Source organism: Sedimentitalea todarodis (genome assembly GCF_032595355.1).
Lineage (GTDB): Bacteria > Pseudomonadota > Alphaproteobacteria > Rhodobacterales > Rhodobacteraceae > Sedimentitalea > Sedimentitalea todarodis.
The window spans coordinates 1-25008 of the sequence record NZ_JASMWN010000034.1 but is presented as its reverse complement, the minus strand read 5'-3'; the positions used below and the strand labels follow the sequence as shown (position 1 = coordinate 25008).

The 25008-nt window shown below is 55.6% G+C and carries 19 protein-coding genes and 2 pseudogenes; 9 read left to right on the top strand and 12 right to left on the bottom strand.

The window, feature by feature from the left end:
- Nucleotides 1–121: 121 nt before the first annotated feature.
- Nucleotides 122–636 (top strand): annotated as a pseudogene (locus tag QO231_RS24000) (IS5 family transposase); the annotation flags it as partial.
- On the opposite strand, the gene QO231_RS23995 reads toward QO231_RS24000, so the two are convergent.
- The 5 genes from QO231_RS23995 to QO231_RS23975 form a co-directional block, all read right to left on the bottom strand.
- Complete coding sequence (locus QO231_RS23995) at nt 620–1945, bottom strand: SIR2 family protein (RefSeq protein ID WP_316782313.1); 1326 nt, start codon at nt 1943–1945, stop codon at nt 620–622. The pseudogene QO231_RS24000 and the gene QO231_RS23995 overlap by 17 nt on opposite strands.
- Nucleotides 1918–3309 carry a Fic family protein gene (locus QO231_RS23990; protein WP_316782312.1) on the bottom strand — a complete coding sequence of 464 codons (1392 nt, stop codon included), beginning with the start codon at nt 3307–3309 and terminating at the stop codon, nt 1918–1920. The genes QO231_RS23995 and QO231_RS23990 overlap by 28 nt, the downstream gene beginning before the upstream one ends.
- 318 nt (nt 3310–3627) lie before the next feature.
- Complete coding sequence (locus QO231_RS23985; RefSeq protein ID WP_316782309.1) at nt 3628–4701, bottom strand: hypothetical protein; 1074 nt, start codon at nt 4699–4701, stop codon at nt 3628–3630.
- A gap of 23 nt (nt 4702–4724) precedes the next feature.
- Nucleotides 4725–5228, bottom strand: coding sequence for an SMC-Scp complex subunit ScpB (gene scpB, locus QO231_RS23980; protein ID WP_316782307.1), 504 nt, complete (start codon nt 5226–5228; stop codon nt 4725–4727).
- 110 nt (nt 5229–5338) lie between these two features.
- Nucleotides 5339–6130: a DUF1403 family protein gene (locus tag QO231_RS23975; protein ID WP_316782305.1), complete on the bottom strand. Its 792-nt coding sequence runs from the start codon at nt 6128–6130 to the stop codon at nt 5339–5341.
- 74 nt (nt 6131–6204) lie between these two features.
- Between QO231_RS23975 and QO231_RS23970 the strand changes: the two genes are divergently transcribed.
- Both QO231_RS23970 and QO231_RS23960 read left to right on the top strand, forming a co-directional pair.
- Nucleotides 6205–7334, top strand: a protein-coding gene (locus tag QO231_RS23970; RefSeq protein ID WP_316782304.1) for an IS3 family transposase whose coding sequence is annotated in 2 segments (ribosomal slippage) — nt 6205–6439 and nt 6439–7334 — 1131 coding nt in all. Because the reading frame shifts where the segments join, the coding sequence is not laid out codon by codon here.
- A gap of 697 nt (nt 7335–8031) precedes the next feature.
- Nucleotides 8032–9436: pseudogene (locus QO231_RS23960) on the top strand (IS5 family transposase).
- A 1060-nt stretch (nt 9437–10496) separates the two neighbouring features.
- On the opposite strand, the gene QO231_RS23955 reads toward QO231_RS23960, so the two are convergent.
- From QO231_RS23955 to QO231_RS23940, 4 genes are all read right to left on the bottom strand, one after another.
- Nucleotides 10497–10790 carry a CcdB family protein gene (locus QO231_RS23955; protein WP_316782303.1) on the bottom strand — a complete coding sequence of 98 codons (294 nt, stop codon included), beginning with the start codon at nt 10788–10790 and terminating at the stop codon, nt 10497–10499.
- A gap of 14 nt (nt 10791–10804) precedes the next feature.
- Nucleotides 10805–11026, bottom strand: coding sequence for a type II toxin-antitoxin system CcdA family antitoxin (locus QO231_RS23950; protein ID WP_316782301.1), 222 nt, complete (start codon nt 11024–11026; stop codon nt 10805–10807).
- Nucleotides 11027–11647: 621 nt separating this feature from the next.
- Nucleotides 11648–12685 (bottom strand): ParB/RepB/Spo0J family partition protein, encoded by a 1038-nt coding sequence (locus QO231_RS23945; protein WP_316782300.1) that lies wholly within the window; start codon nt 12683–12685, stop codon nt 11648–11650.
- Between the two features lie 38 nt (nt 12686–12723).
- Entirely contained in the window at nt 12724–14031 is a 1308-nt protein-coding gene (locus QO231_RS23940; protein ID WP_316782298.1) for an AAA family ATPase, read from the bottom strand.
- Between the two features lie 462 nt (nt 14032–14493).
- Between QO231_RS23940 and QO231_RS23935 the strand changes: the two genes are divergently transcribed.
- Nucleotides 14494–15207 (top strand): DnaA N-terminal domain-containing protein, encoded by a 714-nt coding sequence (locus QO231_RS23935; RefSeq protein ID WP_316782296.1) that lies wholly within the window; start codon nt 14494–14496, stop codon nt 15205–15207.
- 191 nt (nt 15208–15398) lie between these two features.
- Nucleotides 15399–15599 (top strand): 30S ribosomal protein S21, encoded by a 201-nt coding sequence (gene rpsU / locus QO231_RS23930; RefSeq protein ID WP_114869331.1) that lies wholly within the window; start codon nt 15399–15401, stop codon nt 15597–15599.
- Between the two features lie 147 nt (nt 15600–15746).
- On the opposite strand, the gene QO231_RS23925 is transcribed toward rpsU, so the two are convergent.
- From QO231_RS23925 to QO231_RS23915, 3 genes are all read right to left on the bottom strand, one after another.
- Nucleotides 15747–17174, bottom strand: coding sequence for a hypothetical protein (locus QO231_RS23925; protein ID WP_316782294.1), 1428 nt, complete (start codon nt 17172–17174; stop codon nt 15747–15749).
- 133 nt (nt 17175–17307) lie between these two features.
- On the bottom strand, nt 17308–18162 hold the full coding sequence (locus QO231_RS23920) for an alpha/beta fold hydrolase (RefSeq protein WP_316782292.1): 855 nt from the start codon (nt 18160–18162) through the stop codon (nt 17308–17310).
- Nucleotides 18163–18384: 222 nt separating this feature from the next.
- Nucleotides 18385–19482 carry a hypothetical protein gene (locus tag QO231_RS23915; protein WP_316782290.1) on the bottom strand — a complete coding sequence of 366 codons (1098 nt, stop codon included), beginning with the start codon at nt 19480–19482 and terminating at the stop codon, nt 18385–18387.
- A 1552-nt stretch (nt 19483–21034) separates the two neighbouring features.
- On the opposite strand from QO231_RS23915, the gene QO231_RS23910 reads away from it, so the two are divergent.
- The 4 genes from QO231_RS23910 to QO231_RS23895 all read left to right on the top strand — a co-directional run bounded on the left by QO231_RS23910 (nt 21035) and on the right by QO231_RS23895 (nt 24630).
- Nucleotides 21035–21439, top strand: coding sequence for a DUF3768 domain-containing protein (locus QO231_RS23910; protein ID WP_316782288.1), 405 nt, complete (start codon nt 21035–21037; stop codon nt 21437–21439).
- A gap of 741 nt (nt 21440–22180) precedes the next feature.
- The gene (locus tag QO231_RS23905; RefSeq protein ID WP_316782286.1) at nt 22181–22681 is read left to right on the top strand and encodes a hypothetical protein; all 501 of its coding nucleotides are present in this window, start codon (nt 22181–22183) and stop codon (nt 22679–22681) included.
- 166 nt (nt 22682–22847) lie between these two features.
- Nucleotides 22848–23396 carry a plasmid mobilization relaxosome protein MobC gene (gene mobC / locus QO231_RS23900; protein WP_316782284.1) on the top strand — a complete coding sequence of 183 codons (549 nt, stop codon included), beginning with the start codon at nt 22848–22850 and terminating at the stop codon, nt 23394–23396.
- Complete coding sequence (locus QO231_RS23895; RefSeq protein WP_316782283.1) at nt 23389–24630, top strand: relaxase/mobilization nuclease domain-containing protein; 1242 nt, start codon at nt 23389–23391, stop codon at nt 24628–24630. Before mobC ends, QO231_RS23895 begins: the two co-directional genes overlap by 8 nt.
- The last annotated feature ends 378 nt before the right edge of the window (nt 24631–25008 follow it).

Below are 25008 nucleotides of genomic sequence, written 5' to 3'. Positions count from 1 at the left end.
CGTCCTAAAACGACTGCCCGACATGCCCGTCTCGCGCGTACATGAAATGTTACCGTGGAACTGGAAAACCGCAGCACAAAACGTCAAGGCCGCATAACCGCGGTCCACACCGGATGTTTACGCCGAACACGGCGAGCAGAAGACCGTGATGATTGATGCGACCTATCTCAAGGCCCACCGAACAGCGACCAGCATGGGCGTCAAAAAGGGGGGCGTGGTCGTCTGATTGGTCGGACCAAAGGTGGTATGAACACCAAGTTGCATGCCATCTGCGACAGTCAGGGGCGTCCGTTGAACCTGTTTGTCACCGCCGGTCAGGTCAGCGATTACATCGGCGCACGGGCTTTGCTCAGCAGCCTGCCCAAGGTCGATTGGCTGCTCGGGGATCGCGGATATGACGCCGACTGGTTCAGAGAAGCGTTGAAAGACAAAGGGATACGCGCCTGCATCCCGGGCCGGAAGCAACGGAAGAAACCGGTAAAGTACGACAAACGCCGCTACAAACGCCGGAACCGGATCGAGATCATGTTCGGCAGGTTGAAAGATTGGCGGCGTGTCGCAACACGCTACGACAGATGTCCGAAGATCTTCCTATCAGCCATCGCCCTCGCAGCACTCGTTATCTACTGGCTATGAGTCCTGACCCTAGCAATCCGCGCTCATGGCTATCGTAGCGCAACCGTCGTTTTTCAATTTCATGAAGGTCAAACTCATTGATGTTGCAATTTGATAGGGCGGCGCGAACGTCATTGTCATCCCCAAAGGCAAGTACGCCTTTCGCCGAGCGTGTGGCCAGAACATTGACGCCGGCGCGTTGAATGGCATCTGAAACCTCACGAAATCCACCAATGTCGCATACGACCCGGCGACAGATCGTTGGCAGAGTTTCAATTTGCAGACCATTCAATCGAATGACCGGATAGCTGGCACGACCCCGCGCTCGCGGCGGCGGCGATACAATTGCCCGTTCTGCGGCAAACTGGTCAAGGACGGTTGTGTCAAGATTCGGCATGAGGCGAATGAGATCGCGTAACGTTTCATCAAAGTTATCAATACGCACCAAACCGCCATCTACGCCCTTCTTGCTCGCTTTCTCCAGAAACGCGTTGACACGATCAAGTGGCAGGCTGTCGCCGCGATGTAGCCAGAATAACCCTCCAGGAAATGGTGATGTGTTTTCTAGCGCTTCTTCCAACGCATCCATTATTGAGTCATCTCGGCCACTGTAGCCGGCAAGGATCAAACCCGACCGGTTGCAAGCGCCTACGAAAAGATCCCGCAGAGTCGCATCTTGCTGGCGTAGCTCGTCACCTGTTTTCTTGAGCCGACGCGAACGAAAATCACCATGCAGCTTGATTTCTGCAGGCCAACGATCCTCGTTCAGCGTTTGTCGGCCAAGCTCAGGCGCATCAAGCGCAACTGTTGTGAGCGCACCGGTACCGTCAAAAACGCGAGCGCATGCATCCGCGACAAGGGGGTCGAAGTTTGTTGACCAGGACAACCTTGTGTGTCCTGCCTTCATCAAGGTCGCCAGAGCCAGATGTCCGTATGATGGCTTGGCCCCTTTGATCTTGGCATCGATATATGCGCGGCGGTCCGCTTCACTTGGATAAACAGCTTCAAACAGCGCCGCATATTCCTCAGGTGAATCTGTGTCTGGAAACCCGCCCTGACTTTCAATGAAGGATTGGATGGTTTGTCTCACCGCCGGATTTGACAGATCGGAGACGCTCTTAAGAGAGACTTGGCGCTGACTCACATAGAGCTGCTGCTTGAAGTCCCAGATCATATTCCACGCAGTCGGAATGCCAGCAGAAGCTGATGCGCCTGCGCCGAGGAGCCACATCAAAGAACCGGGTCGCATCGAAAACCGGCGCGCGAAGTCATCTCCGAGAATTGTGGTGAATGGACTATCGGTCATGATGTTGTCCATTTGTCTTGCCATTCTGCAAATTCAGATAGACGGACTTGATACCGCGCAAAATTTCCCTCGTGTAGGCCAAGTATTTCTTCTTCGACGACCTGAACAAAGTTGTCCCTGTCGCTTTCTGAGACGTGTTCGGACGCATATGACCTGATCGTCTCGCTGGCATCACGGCGGCTGATTTTCCCCAGGATGATTGACGTGACCGCCTCACGGATTTCCGTTCGATATTTGAGGCGAAACGGGTCAGGCTCACCCAACGATTGTTTGACCGCCGCAAACTGCGCAACGGATCGCTCATAAGCCCAGAAGAACACATCTTTCAGAAGGGCAACATCGTTGAGTTCATAAACGCCCAAAATCCCTTCGGTATAAGCACGCTGAGGTACATCAGAAAACGCAAAGGGTACAAAATTTCCTCTTATAAGAGGGATATTGGCTGCCAATCTCGAAACACGTTTGTTGACGTCATCGAAGGGCTGCAAATAGGGGAGATGGACCATCACAAAGAAGGCTTGTTCGAATGGATCTTGAATTTGTGATGCCTTCGACAGCACTTCGTTAAAGCACTCTTCGATCAGCGGAGGCGTCTCTAGTGGGTGAAATGCCGAGCTTTCGATGCCGACCGCGATATATCTTAAACGACCAGATGCGGTCGGGTCAGCAAGTAAGTTGTTTGACAAGAGTGCATGTAGGTTCATGAGAGTGAAACTATTGAATGCGACGTCATCAACCGCATTGATCAAGAACTCAATCGCATCCTTGTGGTTCAGGATCATTTGCGCTTCGACTTGATCCCGCCCTTCGGCCTCTTCGCCAAATTCGATCAACCGCTTGGTATCCAACAGCGAATACGTGTTGCCTTCCAACCGGCTGGAGTTCCAGGCGAGATCAATAAGTAGCCGATTTAGGATGTGCTTTGCATAGGTGCCCGCGGGCTGCATGCCCGCAGGCGACTTGCCCAGATCGGCGAGCTGCTTGCGCTCAGCCGATGTAAGGTAAGACGTTTGGTTAGGCTGGTATGTCGCCAGATAGTCTCGATTGTACCCGACTGGTTTTCGACCTGCTATAGGTTGTTTGACATAGGCACGAACGGTTTTAGCTTCCTCTGATAATTGGATGATTTCAGCATAATCTTCATCGAGCGTTTCTGCGGTCGCACTTGCGGTATCTGTTGAGACAGGCAGGTATTTGGCCCAGCGACGTTCCCCGATGCTGTGCATTTGGCCATTGGCGACCAGCTGTTGAAGACGATATTGGAGTGTTCTGCGTGGCACATCGTTCGTTAGTGCTTTCTCAATGTCCGCAACGGAAATGCCCTTGGGATGAGCTGCTACGATGTTGAGCAGCTCAGTCAGGGCTCTGAATGGGACTTTTTTGACCATCTTCTTCTTTCTTGCGCATAGGAGTTATACGCAACTATGGGCATTCTATACGCAAGTTTCAACTGTATGCGCAATTATGGCGTTTATGCGCAACATTACTTGCGCATAGATAAAAATCTCATGATGCTAGTCCGCGTCGATGCACAGACAACGGAATGTCACGGCGAGATCATCGCCCAAACCACAGTGCGCATAGTATTTGAGTGCTATATGCAGACAGCTTTTGGCAACCACATAAACCCGTCATTGAATGGAACCGAGAACGCTATAACCCTTCATATGCCGACGGGCTGGAGTGTTTTCTAGTCGCCAGCGGTGTTAGTCCATGACTGCCGATTGCGGGCCAAACTCCATGTTTGGTTGAAGCACCAACTGCCAAAGCGGCAGAGAGCTGCCTTTGTACCCTTCGGGTATTTGAAGATTGAAAAAGGCTGGATCATAGCGAACGTCCATCGATACAACGCCGTCGTTCTCCACCGTCAGCTCATGGAAAGCACTGCTAATCATTGAACTCAACGTACCCAGTGAGTGAAACGGCTGATCATCTGGTTCACCTTCCTGTTCTGGCGCGAACACGAACCGAAACGACTTCAGCTTACCATCAACAACTTCGGCGGGAATTCCATCCGAAACCCAGCTACCATAGCGCATCAGGTAGAAGGCAATCCGCTGCTCGATGTCATTGTCGATTGAGTTTCCATCGCACGTCATGTTGATCTGCTTGATCGTAAATAGGGCCTGACCATCTGCGTCAACTTTCGATCGCTCGTCTTCGATATCACCTTCAAACGACATGATCAGCGGCGGCAAAGTGCAAATCATCCGATCGCCCAAGACAGCCATCTCATTTCGGGCCATGGCGTGCGCAAAATCGATATAGACGGTCTTGTCACCGTCGATGAAAGAACTTGGTGATAATAGGATCCATTGGTTCACTCCAGAAAAATAGATCGCAAATTTCAACGGCACTTTGTTCATATCAGCATAGCACTGAAGCTTTACGAGATACGGCTTCTTCATCGTGTAGCGTTGGCTCAACGAGCGCATCCGGAAGTTCTTCACTTCAACTAAAAAGATCTGGTCAGACTTCGTAACGATCCTGTAGTCTGGAACGGCCACATCGTCGGCGCTTACAAATGATGCTCCGCTGTCTTCTTGCTTGATCAGTTTACATGCTCCCATAGCGCCGGCCACATGCGCAAACATGGCTTCGGTTCGCTTGCCGTAAATCATGGTCGGGCTATTGAGCGCGTTCTTGAGCGACTTCGCGACACGCTCAACAAAGTCGTTCTGATCGCCGTCAACGCCAATCTTGTATCCGTGATCTGACGATACTCTGGAATACAATTCCAAAGCGTCAAACTTTTCAGGATCACTATCCAGTCGTTTCAACGTTTCATCCTTTACGTATAGGCTTAGTCATTGTGAATGACTTCATTTTGATCAGGCAAATCCCGCAGTGTCTGCAAATCAAACGCCATCAGAAACGTCGCAGTCGTCACAAAAGTATGCGGCGCGCCAGGCCGCGGTGCTCTCGGCCCCGACGCAATCAAGTCTTTGAAGCGCAGCCGGGCCAGTAAATCACGACTGACTTCCTTGCCAAAGATGTCCTTAAGCCCCGCCCTGTCAATCGGCTGGTGATAAGCGATCGCGCAAAGCACCCCCATCTCCATCTCAGTGAAGGCCAGAGTCTGATCCCCAAGATCAGCCGCCGCCTTGATGGCATCGGCAAACTGGGTCCGCGTCCGAAACATCCAGCCGCCAGCCACTTGGGCAAGCTCGTATGGGCGACCGAACAACTCTCCTTGAATATCTTCAATCAAAATCTCGACCGAGGCCCCCTGCCCCACCACACGGGCCAGATCGTCGCGACTGACTGGCGCGGCACTGGCAAAGAGCACCGCTTCGATCCGGCCCATCCATTCGCGCCAACGCAGCTCCTGAGGCAGGTCGGCGAGTTCCCGGTCAAACACGTTATCGCGTGCCGAGACCGCCTGCCCCTGCGCGGGTTTCGAATTTGAGATCGCCGTCACGGCGCTATCCCATAGAGCCGGAATGTCGATCGACCGGTCAGTTCTTGGGCCACGCCGAGCTCAACCAGCCGGTCGCAGAACCGCCGCGCGGCGCGGGAGGTCATGGAGATCGATGTTCCGCGAATTCTTGGAGCCAACATCGACGCCGGCGCGACAGCATCCTCGGTCAGGAACAGATCGACCGCCGCGTCCGATCCCTTCGCCCGCAGCTTCGGCGCAACTGCTTGGAGTGCCGCCCCACGTTGCGCCAAGTCCCGCGCCACTCGGATCGTCTCTTCGATGCTGCCCAAAATCCGTACCTGGATTGTCAGCTCGGCCCCCGGCCCATCTGCGGCCAAGTCCCGCAGCGCCGCCTTTGTCAACCGCCGCGCCGTGACCGGCAGCACTTGCTTCCAGTTCAGAGCCCGCGCCAGAACAATGTCCGAAAGCAGGCAGGCGGCCCGTTCCGCCCTATCATCGACCTCAAGCACGGCCCGCAGGACGGAGACGCAGCTTGCCAGCGGTCCATGGGACCGGACGCGCTCCAATCCTGCATCGAGCCAGACGCTCACCTCGCCCGCGAAGTCGGCACCGACCAGATCGGCAATCTCACCAGTCCCGTTCGCACGAAGTCGCCCCGCATCGCGCCAGAAGGCCAATAGATCCCCGTCAGGCCCCCGCGCTTCGCCCGCTGGTGCCAGATGATAGGCGTCGCGGATGTCCGCCTCTCGGGCCAAACGCCCTTCCAGTTTTGAGGTCTGCGTCGCGGTTGCCAGCGCAAGCCGGTTGGCGAGCAGCTTTAGTGGCACACCATGCTGTTTGGACCTGTCGCGGTTTGATGCCGCTCCTTTGATAGCATTTACTGCAACAAAGGAGACTGGCTATGGGACTGAAACGGACGGACGAATTTCGCAAAGATGCGGTGCGGATCGCGCTGACCAGCGGGCTAACGCGTAAGCAAGTGGCTGATGATCTAGGCGTCGGGATGTCGACGCTGAACAAATGGATCACAGTTCACCGAGACACGGATGTGGTGTCGAAGGAAGATTTGAGCCTTGCCCAAGAGAATGACCGACTTCGGCGTGAGAACCGGATTCTCAAGGAGGAAAGGGAAGTGTTAAAAAAGGCCACGGTGTTCTTTGCGAGCCAAAAGCCGTGAGGTTTAGGTTCATCGAAGAACACCGATCTGCATTTTCCATTGATTTGATGTGTCGTGTTATGGCTGTCAGCCCGCGCGGGTTGCGAGCGTTTCGCAGCCGTCCTGCCAGTCTTAGGCAGCGGTCTGACATGGTGACGTTGGCGCACATTAAAGAACAGTCACGTCTCAGTCTGGGAAGTTATGGTCGCCCACGAATGACAGAAGAACTGAAGGAGATCGGCTTGGATGTTGGTCATCGCCGTGTTGGTAGGTTGATGCGCCAGAATGGCATATCTGTTGTTAGAACGCGAAAACACAAGGTCACAACAGACAGCGACCACAAGTTCAACATAGCACCGAACCTATTGGATCGTGACTTCGCAGCAGACAAACCCAATCAGAAATGGGCTGGCGATATCAGTTATGTTTGGACCCGCGAGGGCTGGTTGTATCTAGCCGTGATCCTGGACCTGCATTCTCGGCGAGTGATCGGTTGGGCCGTGAGCAACCGCATGAAGCGCGACCTGGCGATCAGAGCTCTGAACATGGCGATTGCGTTCCGATCACCACCGAAAAACTGCGTTCACCACTCGGATCGTGGATCGCAATATTGTTCGCACGATTACCAGAAGATCCTGCGCCAACATGGCTTCAAGATATCAATGAGCGGCAAGGGTAATTGTTACGACAATGCTGCCGTCGAAACGTTCTTCAAAACCATCAAGGCTGAGCTGATCTGGCGGCATCCTTGGGAGACACGGCGGCAGGCTGAAATGGCGATCTTCGAATACATCAACGGCTTCTACAATCCGCGACGCCGTCACTCAGCACTGGGCTGGAAAAGTCCCGTCGCATTCGAACGAAAAGTGGCTTAAACGAGCACTTGGGGCGGCACGATACCGCGACAGGTCCAGTTGATCGCTGACCAGCTGATCAAGCACCACCAGGACCGCACCCGACCGAAAAGCCACAGAATCAAGGGTTTCGGCACGGCCAGAGGTGACCCAGTCCGGCAACTTGGGTAAGTTCATCAAATCGTCAGCGATGGTGGTGGATTGATAGGTCATACCACAACACTATCCCAAGACGGCGCTTACGTCCACAATATGATATTCAAACCGCCCCACCTTACACGGCTTTTCCATGTCCAATAAGTTTGCCTTATCGGTCCATTAAACATGAGCTCCGACGCATACTCCGTAGCTCATGTTTCATTGTCGGATGACCGGAATTGACGTGATTCAAGCACTTCCCTGAAAAACGAGTCAGAGTTCATGAGATTCTGTACCGGTATTCATGAGACTGGATGAATCGATAATTGTGAGACTGGAAAAGTCATCCGCCAACGATATATGGCTTCACCCATGTTCGACACCCTGATGACAACGAAAATTCCTCCGATTGCCGTGATCTGCACGACTGCAAACTGGTCTCACGAATCCCGGACTGTTTAGTCCGCCCTGAACAACTCATATCTATCTGTTTTTATTTGATAACAGTACGGTTTTGTTGGGCGGAAAGTGCAGGGTTTGGTATTATGGGGGCAGGAACTCTGCAATTTTGAGCCGTAAAATGAAGCCACGAAAGCCACCTCCGGAACAAGACGATCTCCTGCGTTCCCGATTGGTCGAGATGATCGACATGCGCCACGAATTGGTGAAGCTAGGAACCCTGATTGACTGGGATGTCTTCGAGCGTGAATGGGCGGGGTTCTTTCCGTCTCACACCGGTCGCCCGGCGACCTTGACGCGCATGGTTGCCGGCCTGCTTTATCTTCAACATGCCTACGCGCTTTCAGATGAAGCGGTGGTGGCGCGGTGGGCCGAGAACCCGTATTGGCAGCATTTCTGCGGTGAGACGTTCTTTCAGCACCGTCTGCCGCTTGATCCGTCATCCCTGACGCCCTCTCGGCGAATGTGCACATTCGCCTGCCGGCAATGGATGGCGAAAACGGATTGGTGAGGAAGGTGTCGAATGGATGCTGACGCAGACCATCGAGACCGGGCAACGCGCTGGTGTGGTGAAAGGTAACGACCTCAAGCGGATCACCGTTGATACCACGGTGATGGAAAAGAATATCGCCCATCCAACGGATGCTCGGCTGTATGAAACCGCCCGGCGCAAGCTGGTCAGGTTGGCCCGGGAGGCCGGGATCGCGCTTCGCCAGAATTACAACCGCCTCGCACCCCGTCTGGCTGGTCAGGTCGGGCGCTATGCCCACGCCCGGCAATTCAAGAGGATGCGCAAGGCACTGCGCCGGCTCAAGGGTTACACCGGTCGCGTACTGCGCGATATTGAACGGCAACTGGGCAAGGTTCCGGACGAGGCGCTGAAGGCACGTTTGGTGGAGATGATCGCCTTAGTGAACCGGTTGCTGACACAGAAACCGAAGGACAAGAAAAAGCTCTACAGCCTGCGCGAACCGGCGGTGGATTGCATATCGAAAGGCAAGGCGCACAAGCGTTACGAGTTCGGGACCAAGGTCAGCGTGGCCACGACCAATCGGGGTGGCTTCGTGGTCGGGATGCGGGCGCTACCCGGCAATCCATACGATGGCCACACGCTGACCGAGGCGCTGGAGCAGGTCGAAATCCTGACCGAGCAAAAGCCGGAGTTGGCGTTCGTCGACCGCGGATACCGTGGCCATGGCGTGGAGAATGTGAAGGTCTTCATCAGCGGTGCAAAGCGCGGTGTCACCAGGACAATCGCGAAACTTCTACGCCGCCGCAGCGCCATTGAACCGATGATCGGGCACATGAAGAACGACGGCCGACTGACGCGATGTCCGCTCAAGGGAACCGATGGCGACGCACTCTTTGCCGTACTTTGCGGCTGCGGTCACAACATCCGCATGATCCTCAGACACCTGAGGGAGGCTTTGTGTCAGCTTATCTCGCTGATCCAACGGACCTGCATGATCTTTGGCGCAGAAATAACCTACGGCAAAAGAGATCAGGTCGACAAAATGGCGGCCTGAGAGCGATGTTCAGGACGGACTGTTTAGTCGCCAGTCTCATGGATTCCGATTCAGTCCCGGCAGCGCGCTTTGGATAAGGCATTGAAAACAAATGGTCGGCAGTCTCACGACTTCCGGTATTCCGACAAACATCTTTTTCCGTTCCGTAAATCTTAAGTTTCGGAGAACTTCAGGCCAACAAATGGCAAAAATGGCCTGTCTTTATGTCCATTTGGAAATCTTGCCGTTTTCAACCCCCTTCGTGCGCATGGGGCGTACCTCGTCTCCGCGAGATCCTCAGTCTTCCCTCCCCTACTGGTCAAAACGGCGCCGCAACGACGGCAGAAGGGCGCAGCAAGCCGTTCAGCACGCGAAAGGAAGGCCGCAGGCGGCCGCGACAAGCGGATCAAGGATCAAGGAGCATGCTCCGGTGAGCCGGCAACCATCCGCCCGGCCAATCGCCAATTCGGCCGAAGATGGGCATCGCGATCGGGAGCGGCATCCACATCGGCACAGGCAAGACGAGCCGGCACCATCTCGTTCAGAAACCAGTCCCGCAGCCGGCCAGGATATCGGGAAAGCAGGGACCTGTGCCAGAGTCGCGTCGGATCAATCTGGCAGGCCTTCGCCCATGGTCAGAGCAGCCTAATATCCGGCGCCGCGTCGTCAGCCTGCCGCAAGCTTGCGCCACTACCCCCCCTGCCCCGCCAGATACACCGTCAGGTTAAGGGGCACCGACCGGTTGCGGCTCCCGCTTTCCCCGCTTCCGAACGTTCTGAGTCATCGAGACCAGCGGCAGCACCAGATTGTCGCCGAAGCTCTTCAGGAGCTCTGCGAAGGTGGCGTCGTTCTGTCAGGGCTTGAGATAAACGCCTCGAACCGCTCGGCCCGTTGCGCAGCGGTCAGCTATTTCTTCAGACATGCCAAGGCTACCGCAAAAGGCAACCCTTCACTCCAGTGAACCGATGCCTCATCAAACCTTGGGACTAAACACTTGGTCTCAAAACCTCCAGCAGACCGAAAAAACCGATCTCTGTTCCGCGCGGTGTCAATTCGTTTTGGTCGACCTGCACTGCATTTTTCACACACCGTCGATGAGAATATCCAACGCCCGCTTGAGCGCATCGCGATGTTCGCTCAACGAGCCGATTGGGTCACGCAGTTCCACACCGGGAACAGCGGCCAATTCCTGCACGCGGACGATCCACGCCTTGTCGTCGACTTGCACAGACGGCGTTAGGCTTGGAAAAGCCGCGTACCCGCCAGCTTCACGCAAGGGCGCAACGATACGCGAAGCGTCAATGCCGATCAGGTCAGTCTGCAGATCAACAACAAGCTGCCCGGCACTCAAACGGTAGAGGTCAAACTGTGCCATGAATTTTGGGGTCCTTAGAAACTGCGCAGATGCGACAGCGGCAATCCGTTTTGTGCAACTTCTTCGGCATAGCCGGTGATCGCCGCCTGATTTTCCTCGCGCCAAAGACGATTACGTTCGATCTTGGCCGCCTCAACAATCGCAGTCTCCGCAAGTCGCGACATATTCAAGCCAAGCGTTTTGGCACTTTCCGCGACATCCGCATCCAGTGTCAGATTTACCTTTATTCGCCCCATCGAAGCCTCTCTAAACATACGTATGCTTAAAGAGCATAACTCACACTTACTCTCGGGACAAGCGGCCCTCACCTCCACATCCTTGCGACCACATGTGTAAGGTGCCAATGGCGCGATCTGAGCATAAACCTGCACAAGACTGGTTCCGATAGGTCAGTTGGGAGAATAGCAACCCCCGAGCCCATTGGCTTCAACGATAGTAGGCCTCTAAACCAATGCTCCCCGCAAGGGCGATTATATCCTCGCTCGCAGACCCTTTTGGATGGATGCCGGGACGTCGTCGCTCAGCCTACGGCTCGCTCCATTTCCGACGTTGAGTGTGCTACGACAGTCGTCGTCCCTGCCCTATTTAGCGAGCGACTGCCCCACTGACACCGATCACGGGATAACAAGCCTAGTCTATCACGCTCTGATCGATTGCAATTTGATCGGAGCCTATGGCCCATGACGACAGTCGATGCTGGCTATTCTCGGCCGGTGCTGTCGCGACGTCCGTGTTGCGTTTCATCAGATGACGGATCAAATTTTTTGAGCCGCGCGGCCTTGCTGAACTAACATGCCGGTCATGTCCGGCGCAAGAACTGCACGCATACCTTACCCACGGGTAAGGTATGCGTGCGACTAGTTTTCTAGAGCCGCGTAAAACGCCGCAATTGCTTGTTCCAGTTTTCCCCGATCTATTGCAGAAAAATCCCGATCATCACGCAGCTCCATTCGACCCTGCGAAGCGCTACATTTTGCAACTCCCTTGGCAATCGGCACCTGAAAAGTTGTTTTCGCCTGTCTCCGAACGGCAGGCTTAGACGCAGCCTTACCCGTGGGTGAGACTTTGGGGTCAACAAAACTGCGCAGAATCGTAACTTCCCGCGGCGCGTCCCGGTCCGGTTCGGCTTGCAGCGCCTGAGACACACGCGCCGCCAAACCTTCGTCTCGGTCCAGCAATCGTTTCAAATCAACTCCCACGTTGCGCGGGATGTCCTGTGGATACTTCAGCACCCTTTCCAAACGCACAAGAAGATCGGCAAAGGCGCGAATATAGCTGCGTTTCGTGTAAGACGCGGACTTGAACAGCGTCGTGACCGCCTCAGACACATCCGCACAATCATTGGACAGATCAGCGGCATAGCGCCGCGCCAATGTTGCCATTTCGGCAAACGAGATGTCCTTCCGGACCATGTTCTCATCAACCATGCGGCGATAACTGTTTTCTGTCCGCGTCTCGGTCGGCACGATCCCGGCAGGAATATTGGCAAATTCCGCATCTCCTGTGTCCGCCCGCAAAGCGCGAAATGCCATCAATCGGCGCATTCCCTGGATCAGTTCATATTTCCCATCTGCGCGCGCCTCGACCCGGATCGGGTTGGACAGCCCGATCTCGCGAATCGAAAGCTTCAACTCGTCAAGTTCATCATCTTCACCGGGCTTTCGATCGCGCAACAGCCGCTCTGTCACCACGTCCTCCAAGGGGATACGGTCAGTGATTAAGCCCTCGCGCTTCATCCGCACGAATTCAGCGGCAAGTTTGTCATTCTCTTCACGGATGCTGTCTTCCGCCACCTTGCGATCACGCAAAGAACTGGCGTTTTCACTAATCGCCGCCGCCATAGGTCCTCGGCGCACTACTCGTTCTGGCGTTTTTGCAACGTCGATATCGCCCATTTCCGGGACGTCGATGTCAAACATCCTGCGCTTCTTGCTCATTGCTCATCCTCCATAGTCGCCCATGCAGCGTGCAGGGTCTCGCGGAATTCTTCGTAGGCTCTGTCGAATGTAGATCGCGCTCTGCGCCAGGTCTCTCTGGTCATTTCACGGTAATCCATCTCGTATACCGAATTCAAAAACCGCCCGGACTGCTCCACCGCTCGGGTCATCTCCACCGGGTTCTGCGTCACATGTTCTCCCCAAACTTTCCGAAACGCATCCTGCATCGCACGGTGCAACTCGTTGCCTGGCTCATAACGGGTCAAAAGGAAACGAACGTCACAGAATGCCTTGGGAAGGGCGATCTTACCCGCGGGTAAGGTGCCATCAAATCCGGCCGACAGGTCTTCGAGCGCCTCTGAAAGCTGGCCGATGAATGACGTGGTGGAATCATATTCCCAATATCCGGGACCAGAGGGGACATAGAGGACATCTGCCGCGAATACAGCGTTCATTGATTGATAACCAATAGCGGGCGGGCAATCGAACAGGATGAGATCATAGCTGTCATCCGCGATCTGATCGAGATAGCGCGACACAGCAGCAAAGAATGACCAGTCGGGATTAAGATGGCGATACTGCGCGCTGGCGAATTCCACAAAGGCGGCATTCGCGCAGGACGGCACGCAATCAATGGTCGGCCATGAGGTCGGCTTAATGAAATCGCCGATGCGCAGATCGCCAAGGCCAAGCCCGGTGATCGCCGCCGGCATATGACGCTGGGGCAGGGCGGCACCGGATTCAGCACCTACCGGTCCCCGGTTCATTCGCTCGGTTTCGCGGATCAAGTCGCGCGCCATGATCCCCCAGACCGTGTGCTCTTCGGCGACATCAGTCAGACCCATGGAGTGCGAAAGTGTTGCCTGCGGGTCAAAGTCGACGGCCAGCACACGATAACCATCAAGAGCAGCGGCATGGGCGAAATGCAGAGCGACGGTGGATTTACCGGCCCCACCTTTGAAATTTGCAACAGCCGCACGCACAGGACGCTTTCCGACGGGTCGATGCGGCATCAAACTACGCTTGACAACCTTTAACCTACGGCGCAATTCATTGATCTCTTCAAGCGAAAACCAGCGCTGGCGACCTTCCAGCTCGACCTCGCCGGATGGCAACGACGGATCTGCAGCCAACTTACCGCGAAATGTCGACTGATTCATCCGGAAGATAAGTTCGGCGACCTCCCAGGATGAAAACCGCCGCAGCTTCTTTTCGAGGCCGGGAGAAAATGTCTGCTGCCGGATCCAGCCCTGAAGTTTCAAGGACCGGTTCTGAAGCGCGGCCAAATCATCGTGTGTGTACATGCTTTGCCTCTCAGGACGTATTTTCGTGGTTGATATTCATTTACGTCCTTTTTGCCTTTAACGCAAAACCTAATATGATCACAGACAAAGGAAGGCTCGCCTTACCCATGGGTAAAGGAATAAGGGGGCGAGAGCGGCAAACTGATTCGACAGCTGCCCAAAGCGATGGCGAACCACGTTGTAGCTATCGCCCCAATATATTGGGGGACAACTAGTGCAGTCGATCAACCAATAGGGGGGCATAAGGATTCAATAAGGGGACAGATTGAACGTCCCCCTTCACCTATATCTTCACCAGATTCTTTTCTTGAGCTGGAAGGGGGCGGAAATTGAAGCGCGTGATGACTTGACAGAATCAAACGTTTGGACGCTAATTGCGAACAATCCGGGAAAAGCGTTGGCAGGCGTTGATAATCCCGGCAAAAGAGCCGCAAAAAAGCTGGCAACGAAGCGGAGCAGGTCATGCAGGTGACAAAACCGGTCGGGCGAAACGCCTCGGCTCTGAAGTACGACATTTTATCGGCACTAGGGGTTTCTGCTCTTAGTGGCGATAAACATCGCCAGCGGCTCGTGCTGCGGCTCATAGTTCTGATCACCACACGGTATAATTGGCAGAACAATGAATTGTCCATCGGGCGGGCAGAAATGGCGCGGCTTTGGTCTGTGAATGAACGCACTGTCAAACGCGAGATTGCCAAGATGCGGACAGCCGGATGGTTGGAGGTCAAGCGCGCGGGCGTAAAGGGCCGAGTGACCGTCTATGCATTGAACATCGCCGATCTGATGCGTGGAACCGCAAATGTCTGGGCGGTCATCGGCAGCGATTTTGAGGACCGAATGCAAGAGCGACACGGTGGGGCGCAAGACGGGGCAGGGCAGGGGGACGCGACCGATCCAAATGTTATTCTGTTCCAGCCGCGTTCACGCAGCACATCGGCCGAGGGTACATGGGGGCGGGTGCTTGCCCAATTGCATGCTGAAGTACCGGCACAGGCGGCCACATGGTTCGGCCAATTGTCTGAAATGGCGCATGAAGGTGAACGGGTGACGCTGTTAGCACCCTCACGTTTCATCGCGAATTATGTGCGCGGACATTTCATGTCGCGGATTCTCCGAGGCTATGTAGCTATTGATCCCAGCATACGGCAAATCGAAGTGGTTGCGGCGGAAGAGTGATTACCTTCCTCATATCTATTCGAAACAACTGCACGTCTCCACGCGCGTTTGCGCATGTTTTCCACCAAGCCCTTGACACTCAGTTCGAGTAAGCTGGCTTACAACCGCCACTACGAGTAAATATCTCTTGAAATTTCGCAGCCTTCCTGCAAGGTGCGCCAAACTTTTCTCAAGAATCTGGTATCAACCACATGCAGGTCAGTGTTCGCGACAACAATGTCGATCAAGCTCTCCGAGTGCTCAAGAAAAAGCTACAGCGCGAAGGCGTATTCCGTGAAATGAAGCTCAAGCAACATTTTGAGAAACCGTCCGAGAAAAACGCGCGCCAGAAAGCTGAAGCAATCCGCCGCGCCCGCAAGCTGGCACGCAAAAAACTTGAACGCGAAGGGTGATTTGAATCTACTGTTCGGCCTACGAATTTCGAAGCTTCTGCAGTCAATTGAAGGCTTCCGTATTGCTTTGATTTCTGATCCCTAGCTGAACAAGCTTAATGCTCTGGCTCAATCAAACCTGAACAGGATGGCCCCGCCCATCACCAGTTACGCACCTGGGTAGGTCGTGTATCCGTCGCAAAGCCTATCCAACCGGATCATGACATCACGATACAACCACAGCCGGTCCGTGTTGAGGGTGATACTGCGGGCCACATCCAGCGCCCGCGCCACGTGGCCTTTCGCCAGCAACAGTTCCGCGGCGATCCTTGGCTCGGCGTTTGGGTCATCTGATGCGCTAACAGGCTCTGCGCGCAACGCGGCGGCCAGTGTGGTCCATGCCTTCCAGTCGAACTCTGGTGTCAGAAGAGCGGGGCGCGGTGGCAGAGCGTCCTCTGTGCCAGTCAGATACGGGATGAGTGCCTGCCGCGCATTTACCCAGTCCAAGGTCGTCTGCGCATCATCGGCGTAGTGGCGGACGCTGCGGGGCAGAGAGAACCCAGACATCGACCGGTTCAGTATTCCAGCCCCGAGCTCCTGCGCCAATCGCCCATAAAGATAGGCCCAGGCTGGCTCAAGATCGGATTGAGGATCAAGCCGCCCCGCGTTGATCGCTGCCAGAAAATCACGCGATGCCCGTGCAATCGGGGCCTCGGCACCCGTTTGATTGTAGAGGAGTCCCAACCAGCCCAATCCGCCCATTCGAAACGCAGCGCGCATGATGTCGAATTGGTCGGTACGTCGTTTGCTGTCGTCTGCACTGTCGCCGGGGACCGGAGCGGGCGTAGTCCGGTAAACCATTGTCGCAAGGCGGGCGTTGAGCCATTTCGGTCCGGCCACTTCCGCAAGATCGGTATCGCGGTGTCGCTCCAGCAGCGCGTGGTATTCCGCGAGTTCACGCTGTGATCCCAGAAGCATTGCGGCAAGTGCCAGCTCTTTGGCCGCTTCGGCATTTCGGGCGAGACGCAGCTTGAAATCGTCGGATTGATCCAGAACCCAACCATGTACGCCGAGACCGTCATAATAACGCACCTCAAAGTTCTCTGCGAGCGAGGGGTCCACCCGCACTTCGGCGAGCAGACGGAAAAAGCTCTCTCCGGCGTCAGCCAACAGGATTTGCCGAGTTATTGCAGGGGAGTAATCGGCGAATGCATCGACCGCACTTCGACCGTCTGTCGCCAACCCTTGCTCCACACCCAATTTGGAAATCGCGAAGGCCAGCTGCAGTTGCTCCAACCCACGAGGTGGGCGCCGCGTGCCGCCTTTAACCCGAGCCAGCAGGTTCATGCCTGAGTCAAGATCGGCATCGCTATAGCGTAGCGACAGATAAGCTGCGGTGGACCCGAAACTGTGACCGGAAAATCCCTCTGCCCGGGCCTTTTCGGAAATGATCCGATCCGCCAAATCAAGTATGGTCGCCCGGTGGGGCCCGCATGCATCAAGGGCGGTGGCAAGTCCGGGATCCGGCAGCACAGCTGTTGCACTCACGAGGGTCAAACAGGCGCAGAAGATGCGAATTTTGCGAAGAGCTTTCATCCACCGTTTCCTATTTTGATCGATTTGAGGTTGAACCCGGCGTAGATGCCTATGGTCAAGTAACTCCGGAATGCTGGGTCTGTTCGATCAGTTCCCTTTTTCGTTTCGGAGCTTTCCGTATTCGCTTCGAACCCTAACCGACATCCTCCAGAAAGGTTAGCACCGCGTCGTTCAACGCCTGCGGTGCGTCCTCATGAACAATGTGAGACGCCCCAAGTATGACCTGTCTTCGTGCGTTTAGGAGTCGTTGCGACAGCTCGTCGATGAGTAGTGGAAAGATTGAAGGGCTTTCGGAACCTGATATGAGCAATATCGGCATGGAAACCCGCGAGAAATCCGCCGTTCTGAGGTCTGGAAAACCCTGAAAGAGTGCCAGCGCACGCTCTGGCCCGCGGTTGTCCCACACCTGCTCATACCGTTCGCCGGAAAGAGACGCGAACCTGCGCTTGCCCAGGACGCCCCGGCCAAAGTATTCAACGGCGGATTTGTCGTCGCCTTTGCGAAAGGCCTTTTCCGCTGGCATGAGGGCTCCGCCGCCTAGTTTTGCAATGGCAACGGCCAGTTTGGGGGAACGGATAAGCAGCCTGGTCATCTGACCGATCGTCGGCGGAACAGTAACATGCATTGAAACAGCCGGCGGCTCAATCAGCACGAGACTGCGCAAGATTTGAGGCCGCTGCAGTGCGAGAAGCAGTGCGATCAACCCGCCCCAGGAATGCCCGACGACATGCGCCGGGCTGGCATTGAGCGTCTCGATCAATTCTGCAAGATCACCAACATGGGTCTGGATCGGGTCTGGCGCGTCAGGCGAAATCGGCGGGTTGGGACAGTGATAGCGTCGGCTGTAGACAATTGTGCGGTATCGTTCCGCAAACGGTTCAACCTGAGCACCCCATGTTCGCAAGTCCGAAACGCCACCATGCACGAGCACCACAGGCAAGCCATCGCCGGCTTCATGGAAGGCGATGCTGGTCTGATTGATGATCACATACGATGCGTCTTCTAGACTGGGCATTGAACAAGTATACAGTGAAACCGGTGAATTTTGAACGGTAGCAAAATCGTACGGGGCCGCATCGGAGTAGGCCGCCAATTTCCTGGCGTTCGATACTCGCGCAAATCCCGAGCGTTTCTGATGCCTTGTTTTGTGTGACGACGGACAAGGCCGACGATCGAGCCCAAAACGACCACTTTTTGCCGAGAAATTGTATCAGGTCGCCCATTCGACGATGATTTTCACCAGTGTTCCCAATAGAGGCAGGGTTAAGCTTAGGATAACAATCACATAGCTCGTGCTCGCTTTCGCTCCGGAAAGGCGTGTGAATTGGTCTTTCAGCATCTCATATTTGTTTTCAGAAGCGGCATCCGCCCTTCTAAGGCAGGAGAGGTCTCTGCTGAGAGTTTCGAGCTTTTCGATTACTGCAATGCGAGCTGCGCGACGGATCTGCTGTTCGCTGAGAATGAAGACCGTCGTGCCGATGATCAAAGAGAAAAACATCGCCGTGCTGACAACAATCTGGAGGAAATGCTCGAGCGTGCCAAAGATCAGTGGAAGGGTGGCGACGGAGAGGGAAATTCCGGCCCAGAACAGCAAGATCGTTCTAGACATATCGAGACAGTAACACACAGTTGGGGCTTGCCAGGGATCATAGTGCTCATGAAGGTTCTTTGGCTCCAGGCGCTTGGTTATGGAAATCAGAAATGTGGCCACAAATGTCGTGCGCGCAGAAACGTAATAGAGGACCGCGTAACTGGAACCAAAGATGACCCATTCCCAGTAGAGGATATCAGGCCTTTCAAGTGTAAGTCCGAGAATACCAAGTGAAAAAGCTCCCTGCGGATGTGCCCAACCCCAGTGGAGCCCAAGATACCCCAGATCGACGGCAAGTGCCAACACTGTAAGGACCAGACCGATGAGGACCGCTGCAACCGCAATAAATTCGGTTCGGGGGCCGCGAAATTCGCGCTCGATTTCCTCAATGGCTTCTTCTATCCAATCTGTCGTCTCGATATACGGCCAAAGGGCGGCGAAATCCTGTGCCACTCTGAACGAAGCATTTTTTGCCGTCCATGCAGCAAAGAAAAGATAGGCTGTACCCCAGGCGGAGAGGCTGATCAGAGTTAGATCGGGATTGTCGTCGCGGACCAAGCCGATGCCAAGAGGCAGAAGCACAAAAGCAGCAAAAAAGAGGATGGCGAGACGTAGAGCCCTCCCAGCCCCGGGTCCCACCTCAAGGGAAAGCCTAGGGGTTGCCCCAAGGCACTGGTTGAGAATCCGATCTAGATCGTATGGTTTACTAAAGGTCATCGAGCAACCGACTGGTCAGTTTCATCGAGAGAAGGTGGCTGAAAAGACAACGCTGCTGAAGCATATGCGCCAAGCGGCTCTGAAATGATGTGTAGTCGACGACCACGTTCGAGCGTAGTTTGAAAAAGTCGCAACCAACCTTGATCTTGTTCTGGCACCGTTTCTTCTCTTTAAAGCCTAGCGAAGCTGTTGGGTCTTGCCAAGGATTTGTGGGTACCGGAGAGTCGCCGTTCTCGTCATGCTATCATTTGATGCAGTGGTTCGCTGCGTCGCAAATATTTCCGGCCGGCGAATGTCGGTTAAGTCGGCCGTGGTGGTGTCGGCACAAATTTCATGTCGCCCTCGGCGACCGCAAAAGGTTGGCCACCTGCGAGTATTACGGCCCGACCTTTCATGGTTGTTCATTTTGGTCCAGGCCGCAGTGGTTGCTTTGCTTGCAGGCCTGGAATGGGTCGCGCGACTGAATATCTAGGCTTCGGGCTGATCAGCCCGACATGAGAAAAGACTTTTCTAGGGTCGACGTACTCACCCCAGCGACACGTTGCGAAACAAGAAAATTGGGCGCAAGGTCTCCCTTGCGCCCGGCACTTGATAAAATCGTTCGTGAACACCTTCGCTCGATTACGAAGAACTCGTTACCTTCACCACTCACCTATTCCGTACTCGTTGTCAGGATCATCGTTACAATACCCAAGTGTTGCCACAGCTTGCCTTGGGACTCTGTAAACATGCTCACACAAGGTGGAATTAATGTGGAATTTTCAGGATTTTTTGTGGCGCCACCTTCGAGGCTGGAAGTGGCGAGACCCCGTTCCCTTGTCGCGGCTCCAGTTATGTAGCTGGAATATATGACGTTCCTCAAACGCGCGGTCGATATCACCGGGCATTTGCGCATAGCCGTAGAATCTGACTTTGTTTTGGTACAATTGCTATCAGTGTCCGCTCCAAGTCGAAGTAACGGCGCGCGGTGGCAAAATCGAAATGGCGAACGTATCGGATTCTCAGCTGATCCAGACATCGATCCCCTGAAGCTGCCGACCGCCAGTATAGGTGCAAATCCCGAGCCTTGCGCCTCGTGACCGGGCGCTAGGCTCCAGCCGGCAGGCCGGCTTGCACCCAGAACCCCACGTCCTGCTCTCCCTGCCGCAATAACCCCGGCGCCGTCTCTGAAGAGCCGGGGCAGGAGCTTTGCGCCATGGTCGTTTCAGGCCGAGGAGATATGCCCGTTCGGGTGATGCTCCCTTTTGCGCTCGCGCAGGATCAGGGATCCTTTGCCGTTTCTTGCCAGGTCAGGCGGGATTTGGACAAGCCAAACGCCGCCTTCCCGTCAGGGGGAAGGCGCGGCCTCCCCCCTCGGACAAGACAAATAGACAAGACCGTGTCCTCGGCTGCGCCTGCGGGCCGCACCATCCTTGTCGATTTCTCTGGTCTCGCCCCTCTCCGCGTTCGCCACGTGGCAGGTTTTAGAGACGACGCCCTTTCAGGGCTTGGCTCAAAACCAGCGCCATTTGGGGATCAGCCCCGGAGGTTGCTTCACAAAGGAGAGACGGTTTTGGAAATCGAAACGGCCAATGACATTGAACACGACACAGACCTGCAAGCGGCATCTATTGCAGCACAGAACGACTTGTTTCGCAAAGCGCTCATCGACCCGATAGCTGTGTATGAGATGCAAGGCAAAGGCATTCAGGGGCAGGTGTTGATCACCCCCGGCGTTTCAAGTGAGGGGGCCGCGTTCCAGGCGGCAGCGCTGGCGGCCGTGGCCACGGATATGCGGTTCACCGAGGACAACGATCCCCACGGTGATCACACATTCGGAACGGTGATGGTCGGCGACCAGAAGCTGTTCTGGAAAGTCGATCTGTATGACCTGGATTTCAAGTACGGCTCCGAACGCCCGTTTGATCCGACGGTTACCCAACGCGCCCTGACCATCATGTGTCCGAGCGAATACTGATCTCAACCGCAATCGGGAAAAGGGCTCCTCTCAGGCATGCAGGCATGCCCTGCCGGAGTAGCAGGTGAAGAAATGTCACAGAAGCGATTGGAGCAACTGCGCGGTGAAGCAGTCCAGTTGATCAAAAAGGGAGGTCTCTCCGCCAAGATCGGCCTCGCCTTCTTGAAGACGCAAGCACGGGCCTAGCCCCTCGCTCTACCCCGTAAGCGGAAATGCATTGCGGTGCACAGATGCAACTGATGGGAACCACCCGGACCTGGCGCTTGCACCGCTGCCCAATCGCTCGTTTCCCGGTTCCGGATGCGCAAGTCGATCCATTTGGGAAAAATCACAGGTTCGACGATACGGTCATCGTTCGCTGGGAGAGCGACGTGATCTTGCCGTCTCAGTTCGGCCGCGTTGATCAGACTCTACAGGTGCATTGTTCCAGATAGCCATGTCTTCCTGCGGCCCGGTACAGGTTTCAGCGGGTCGCCAGGGGAGGTCCTCGCTCATCGGTTTCTGCAAGATGAACATAAGCGGGCAGTCGGAGAGGCGCTGCGCTTCAACCGGAAAATTCCCTTGCGTGTTGAGCGACAACCATCATGGCCGGTGCCGACAACCAGCTTGGCCGGTGGGGCTGAACGGAAGACGGGCATGCCCGTCTGGAGGGCAGTCCCACCGGCCTGATTGATTTTTGGGTTGGGTGCTCGCTGCGGGTTGGTAAGCCGGAAGCCTCTGCGTTCAAACGGAGGATCCGGGTTGGCCTACAAACCCATCACCGACCAGCAATTGAGATTATATTTGACCGACCTCCAAAACCACAGTCAGCGCACAGCGGCTGCCCGCGCCGGGTTCAGCGAACGAACCGCCCGACGCTTCGATGCCGACCCGACACCACCTTCGCAGCGCAAGATCGTTCACGGGCGCACAGTGGCCGATCCTATTGAAGGCTATTGGGAGACCGACCTTCTTCCCCTGCTGGAGAAGGACAGCACGTTGCAGGCCGTCACCCTGTTACGCCACCTTCAGAGCGAGCATCCACTGGCGTTCCCCGATGATCGTATTCGGCGCACGCTGGAGCGGCGGGTGCGGCAGTGGCGGGCGCTGAACGGTCCCGAGCGCGACATCATCTTCCGCCAGACCCCGGAGCCGGGATACATGGCCCAGTCCGACTTCACCCACGCCGATGAGCTGCGGGTGATGGTCGCTGGCCAGCCGTTCCCGCACCTGCTCTACCACTTCGTCATGGTCTACACCTAACTGATCCTGTTTCGCCCTCGCAATGAAGTTCAGACGGTTTAAGTCACGATTTCTCCATCGCGTGACCTGAAATAGAAGAATGTGGTCCCGGACCACATATTGGGTGGAAGAAGATACTAATGCAGGATAGGCTAGCCGCCAGTAATGTAGCACATATTGATTGAACATGCCTCAGAAATCAGAACTCGTTCGCGCCCGCATCGCGCCCGCCAGTAAGACCCGCTTTGAAGCGGTTGCAGCCGAGCACGGTCTGTCGTCTTCGGAATTTCTGCGACAGATGATCGAGACGGTGTCCGGTGATGCGGACGTTCCCGAGCCAAGGCCAACCAAGGCCCGCCGCGAAGGCAAGGTGACTGTGCGGCTTGGTCAGGAAACGCGTCGGGCGCTGGAGGCTGAAGCGCGAGGGCAGGGTGTGCCCGTCTCTACCTGGGCGGCGCGGCTGTTGACCGCACGCATGAGATCGGCACCGCAGCCAGTGACGGCGGAGCGAAACCCCATCCAGTGGGGGTTCCGTCAACTTCGCGGGATGGCAACTAACCTCAACCAGATTGCGACTGTCATGAACCGCGGTGTTTTTATCGGGGACGTCTATGCCCCAGCGAAGGGCGAGTTACAGGCATTGCGCCGTGACGTTCAGGCGCTGAGAGCTGACCTTGCAAGATATGCTGGTGGGCGGTTTGAATTCCAGACAGGCGAGGGCACGCGGGATGAGTGATTTGAAACGCGAGTTGGGCTTTCAAGATTGCTGGTCGAATCTCGCAAATGGCCGATCGGTGGGATCCCCGGCTTCGGGCAGTTTCTCGACGGGCAAGAAATCTGCGAACGAGCAGGGAGGAGATGGGCCGCCTGACAGTTCTGCCGGGTCTTCTGCACAGGATCGGACCGGACAGGCCAGTTCAGCGGTCCCGTCGATCAGCGCCGCTGACAAAGCGCGACTGGCGCGTGTGGTGCGTGGCGCGGCGGAGGTCATGGTCAAGGTGTCAAAGCCCGCCAGGATGGACAAGCATGGCAACCCGATCCAGGTGAACCGCCTGACAGAAGGTGTGCGGGTATCGGCACATCTTGAGTATATCAGCCGCAACGGCAAGATTGAGCTGGAGACCAGCCAGGGCGATCGTGTGGCGGGCAAATCAGCGACTGCCGAGCTGTTCGCAGACTGGATGCAGAGCCATGATGAGGACCGCGCCAATGGGCTGGCGACGGATCGTACCCGGATCACCACCAGTATCGTTCTTTCGATGCCGGGCAATACCAATTCCAGCGCTGTGAAGGATGCGGTGCGGGCCCTGGCTGAGCAAGAGTTTGGCGGTCAGCATGACTATGTCATGGCGTTGCATACAGATACCAAGCATCCACATGTTCATCTGACGGTGCGGACGGTCGGACATGACGGTGTGAAGCTGAACCTGCGCAAAGCTGACCTGCAACATCTGCGCGATACATTTGCGGCGAAGCTACGCCAGCGAGGCATTGAAGCGGAGTCTACGCCGCGGTCTGCACGAGGCGTAACACGCCGAGGAGAGCGAACTCCGGTTTACAAGATCCGCCAGCGGGGTGAGGTGGTGACGGTCGACAAGGCGAAGCGGCGTGAAGTGCGACGGGATGTGGCGGATCATGGCGGTTGGATTCCCGATCAATCGTGGGATGACGCTATTGTTGCCCGCAGAAATCGTGTGATGAACACTTATTCGGCAGCAGCAGCCGTGCTGGCGCAATCATCCGATCCCGAAGATCGAGCGCTGGCTAAAGATGTCGAGAGCTTTTCAAGACGCCTCACTGATGTGACGACGGAGCGGGCGGAGTTGGCCCGTGACATGGCTTCGGTTCGCTCAGCTTCCCGCCCTGTTTGCAGCGAACGGGGGCCGAGTGCGGATCAGGATCGGGGAAGGGGTCGTGAGGACATCGACAAACGACCCGAGCAGAAGCGCGAGCCGTCACGAGAGCGGTAGTTGGGAAATATTCCCGGACGGCTTCCGTCGAGGATCACTGCAATTCGGCCGTTCGCTGCACATAGGACGAACAGGAAAGACGCGGACTTTGCGGCCATTACCCTTCCTCGTGTTTGCTGACGCAGCATCCGCTTGCAGGCGCAGCACACTTATCGCTGCAGCGCAGTTGATGTCGCCAGACCGGTCATTGAAAGCCAGTCTGAGGCGTGAAATTCAAACTGTCCTTTCGCCGCAACCGGAACCGACCATCGAGGAGCGGACTTAGCATGGGTAATCGGGCTGACCATGATGATGGGTCAGGTTCTTGATAGAGTTGCAGAAGTTTTTGCAATTTGAGGAGGACAAAATGGATTACTATGTTGGACTAGATGTATCACT

Excerpts from the sequence above, each read along its gene's own strand:
- scpB (WP_316782307.1), bottom strand. The coding sequence starts at position 5,228 with ATGGGCCGGATCGAAGCGGTGCTCTTTGCCAGTGCCGCGCCAGTCAGT.
- QO231_RS23940 (WP_316782298.1), bottom strand. The coding sequence starts at position 14,031 with ATGTACACACACGATGATTTGGCCGCGCTTCAGAACCGGTCCTTGAAA.
- QO231_RS23925 (WP_316782294.1), bottom strand. The coding sequence starts at position 17,174 with ATGAAAGCTCTTCGCAAAATTCGCATCTTCTGCGCCTGTTTGACCCTC.
- QO231_RS23955 (WP_316782303.1), bottom strand. The coding sequence starts at position 10,790 with ATGGCACAGTTTGACCTCTACCGTTTGAGTGCCGGGCAGCTTGTTGTT.
- QO231_RS23945 (WP_316782300.1), bottom strand. The coding sequence starts at position 12,685 with ATGGGCGATATCGACGTTGCAAAAACGCCAGAACGAGTAGTGCGCCGA.
- QO231_RS23995 (WP_316782313.1), bottom strand. The coding sequence starts at position 1,945 with ATGGCAAGACAAATGGACAACATCATGACCGATAGTCCATTCACCACA.
- QO231_RS23950 (WP_316782301.1), bottom strand. The coding sequence starts at position 11,026 with ATGGGGCGAATAAAGGTAAATCTGACACTGGATGCGGATGTCGCGGAA.
- mobC (WP_316782284.1), top strand. The coding sequence starts at position 22,848 with ATGCCTCAGAAATCAGAACTCGTTCGCGCCCGCATCGCGCCCGCCAGT.
- QO231_RS23935 (WP_316782296.1), top strand. The coding sequence starts at position 14,494 with ATGCAGGTGACAAAACCGGTCGGGCGAAACGCCTCGGCTCTGAAGTAC.
- QO231_RS23915 (WP_316782290.1), bottom strand. The coding sequence starts at position 19,482 with ATGACCTTTAGTAAACCATACGATCTAGATCGGATTCTCAACCAGTGC.
- QO231_RS23895 (WP_316782283.1), top strand. The coding sequence starts at position 23,389 with ATGAGTGATTTGAAACGCGAGTTGGGCTTTCAAGATTGCTGGTCGAAT.
- QO231_RS23990 (WP_316782312.1), bottom strand. The coding sequence starts at position 3,309 with ATGGTCAAAAAAGTCCCATTCAGAGCCCTGACTGAGCTGCTCAACATC.
- rpsU (WP_114869331.1), top strand. The coding sequence starts at position 15,399 with ATGCAGGTCAGTGTTCGCGACAACAATGTCGATCAAGCTCTCCGAGTG.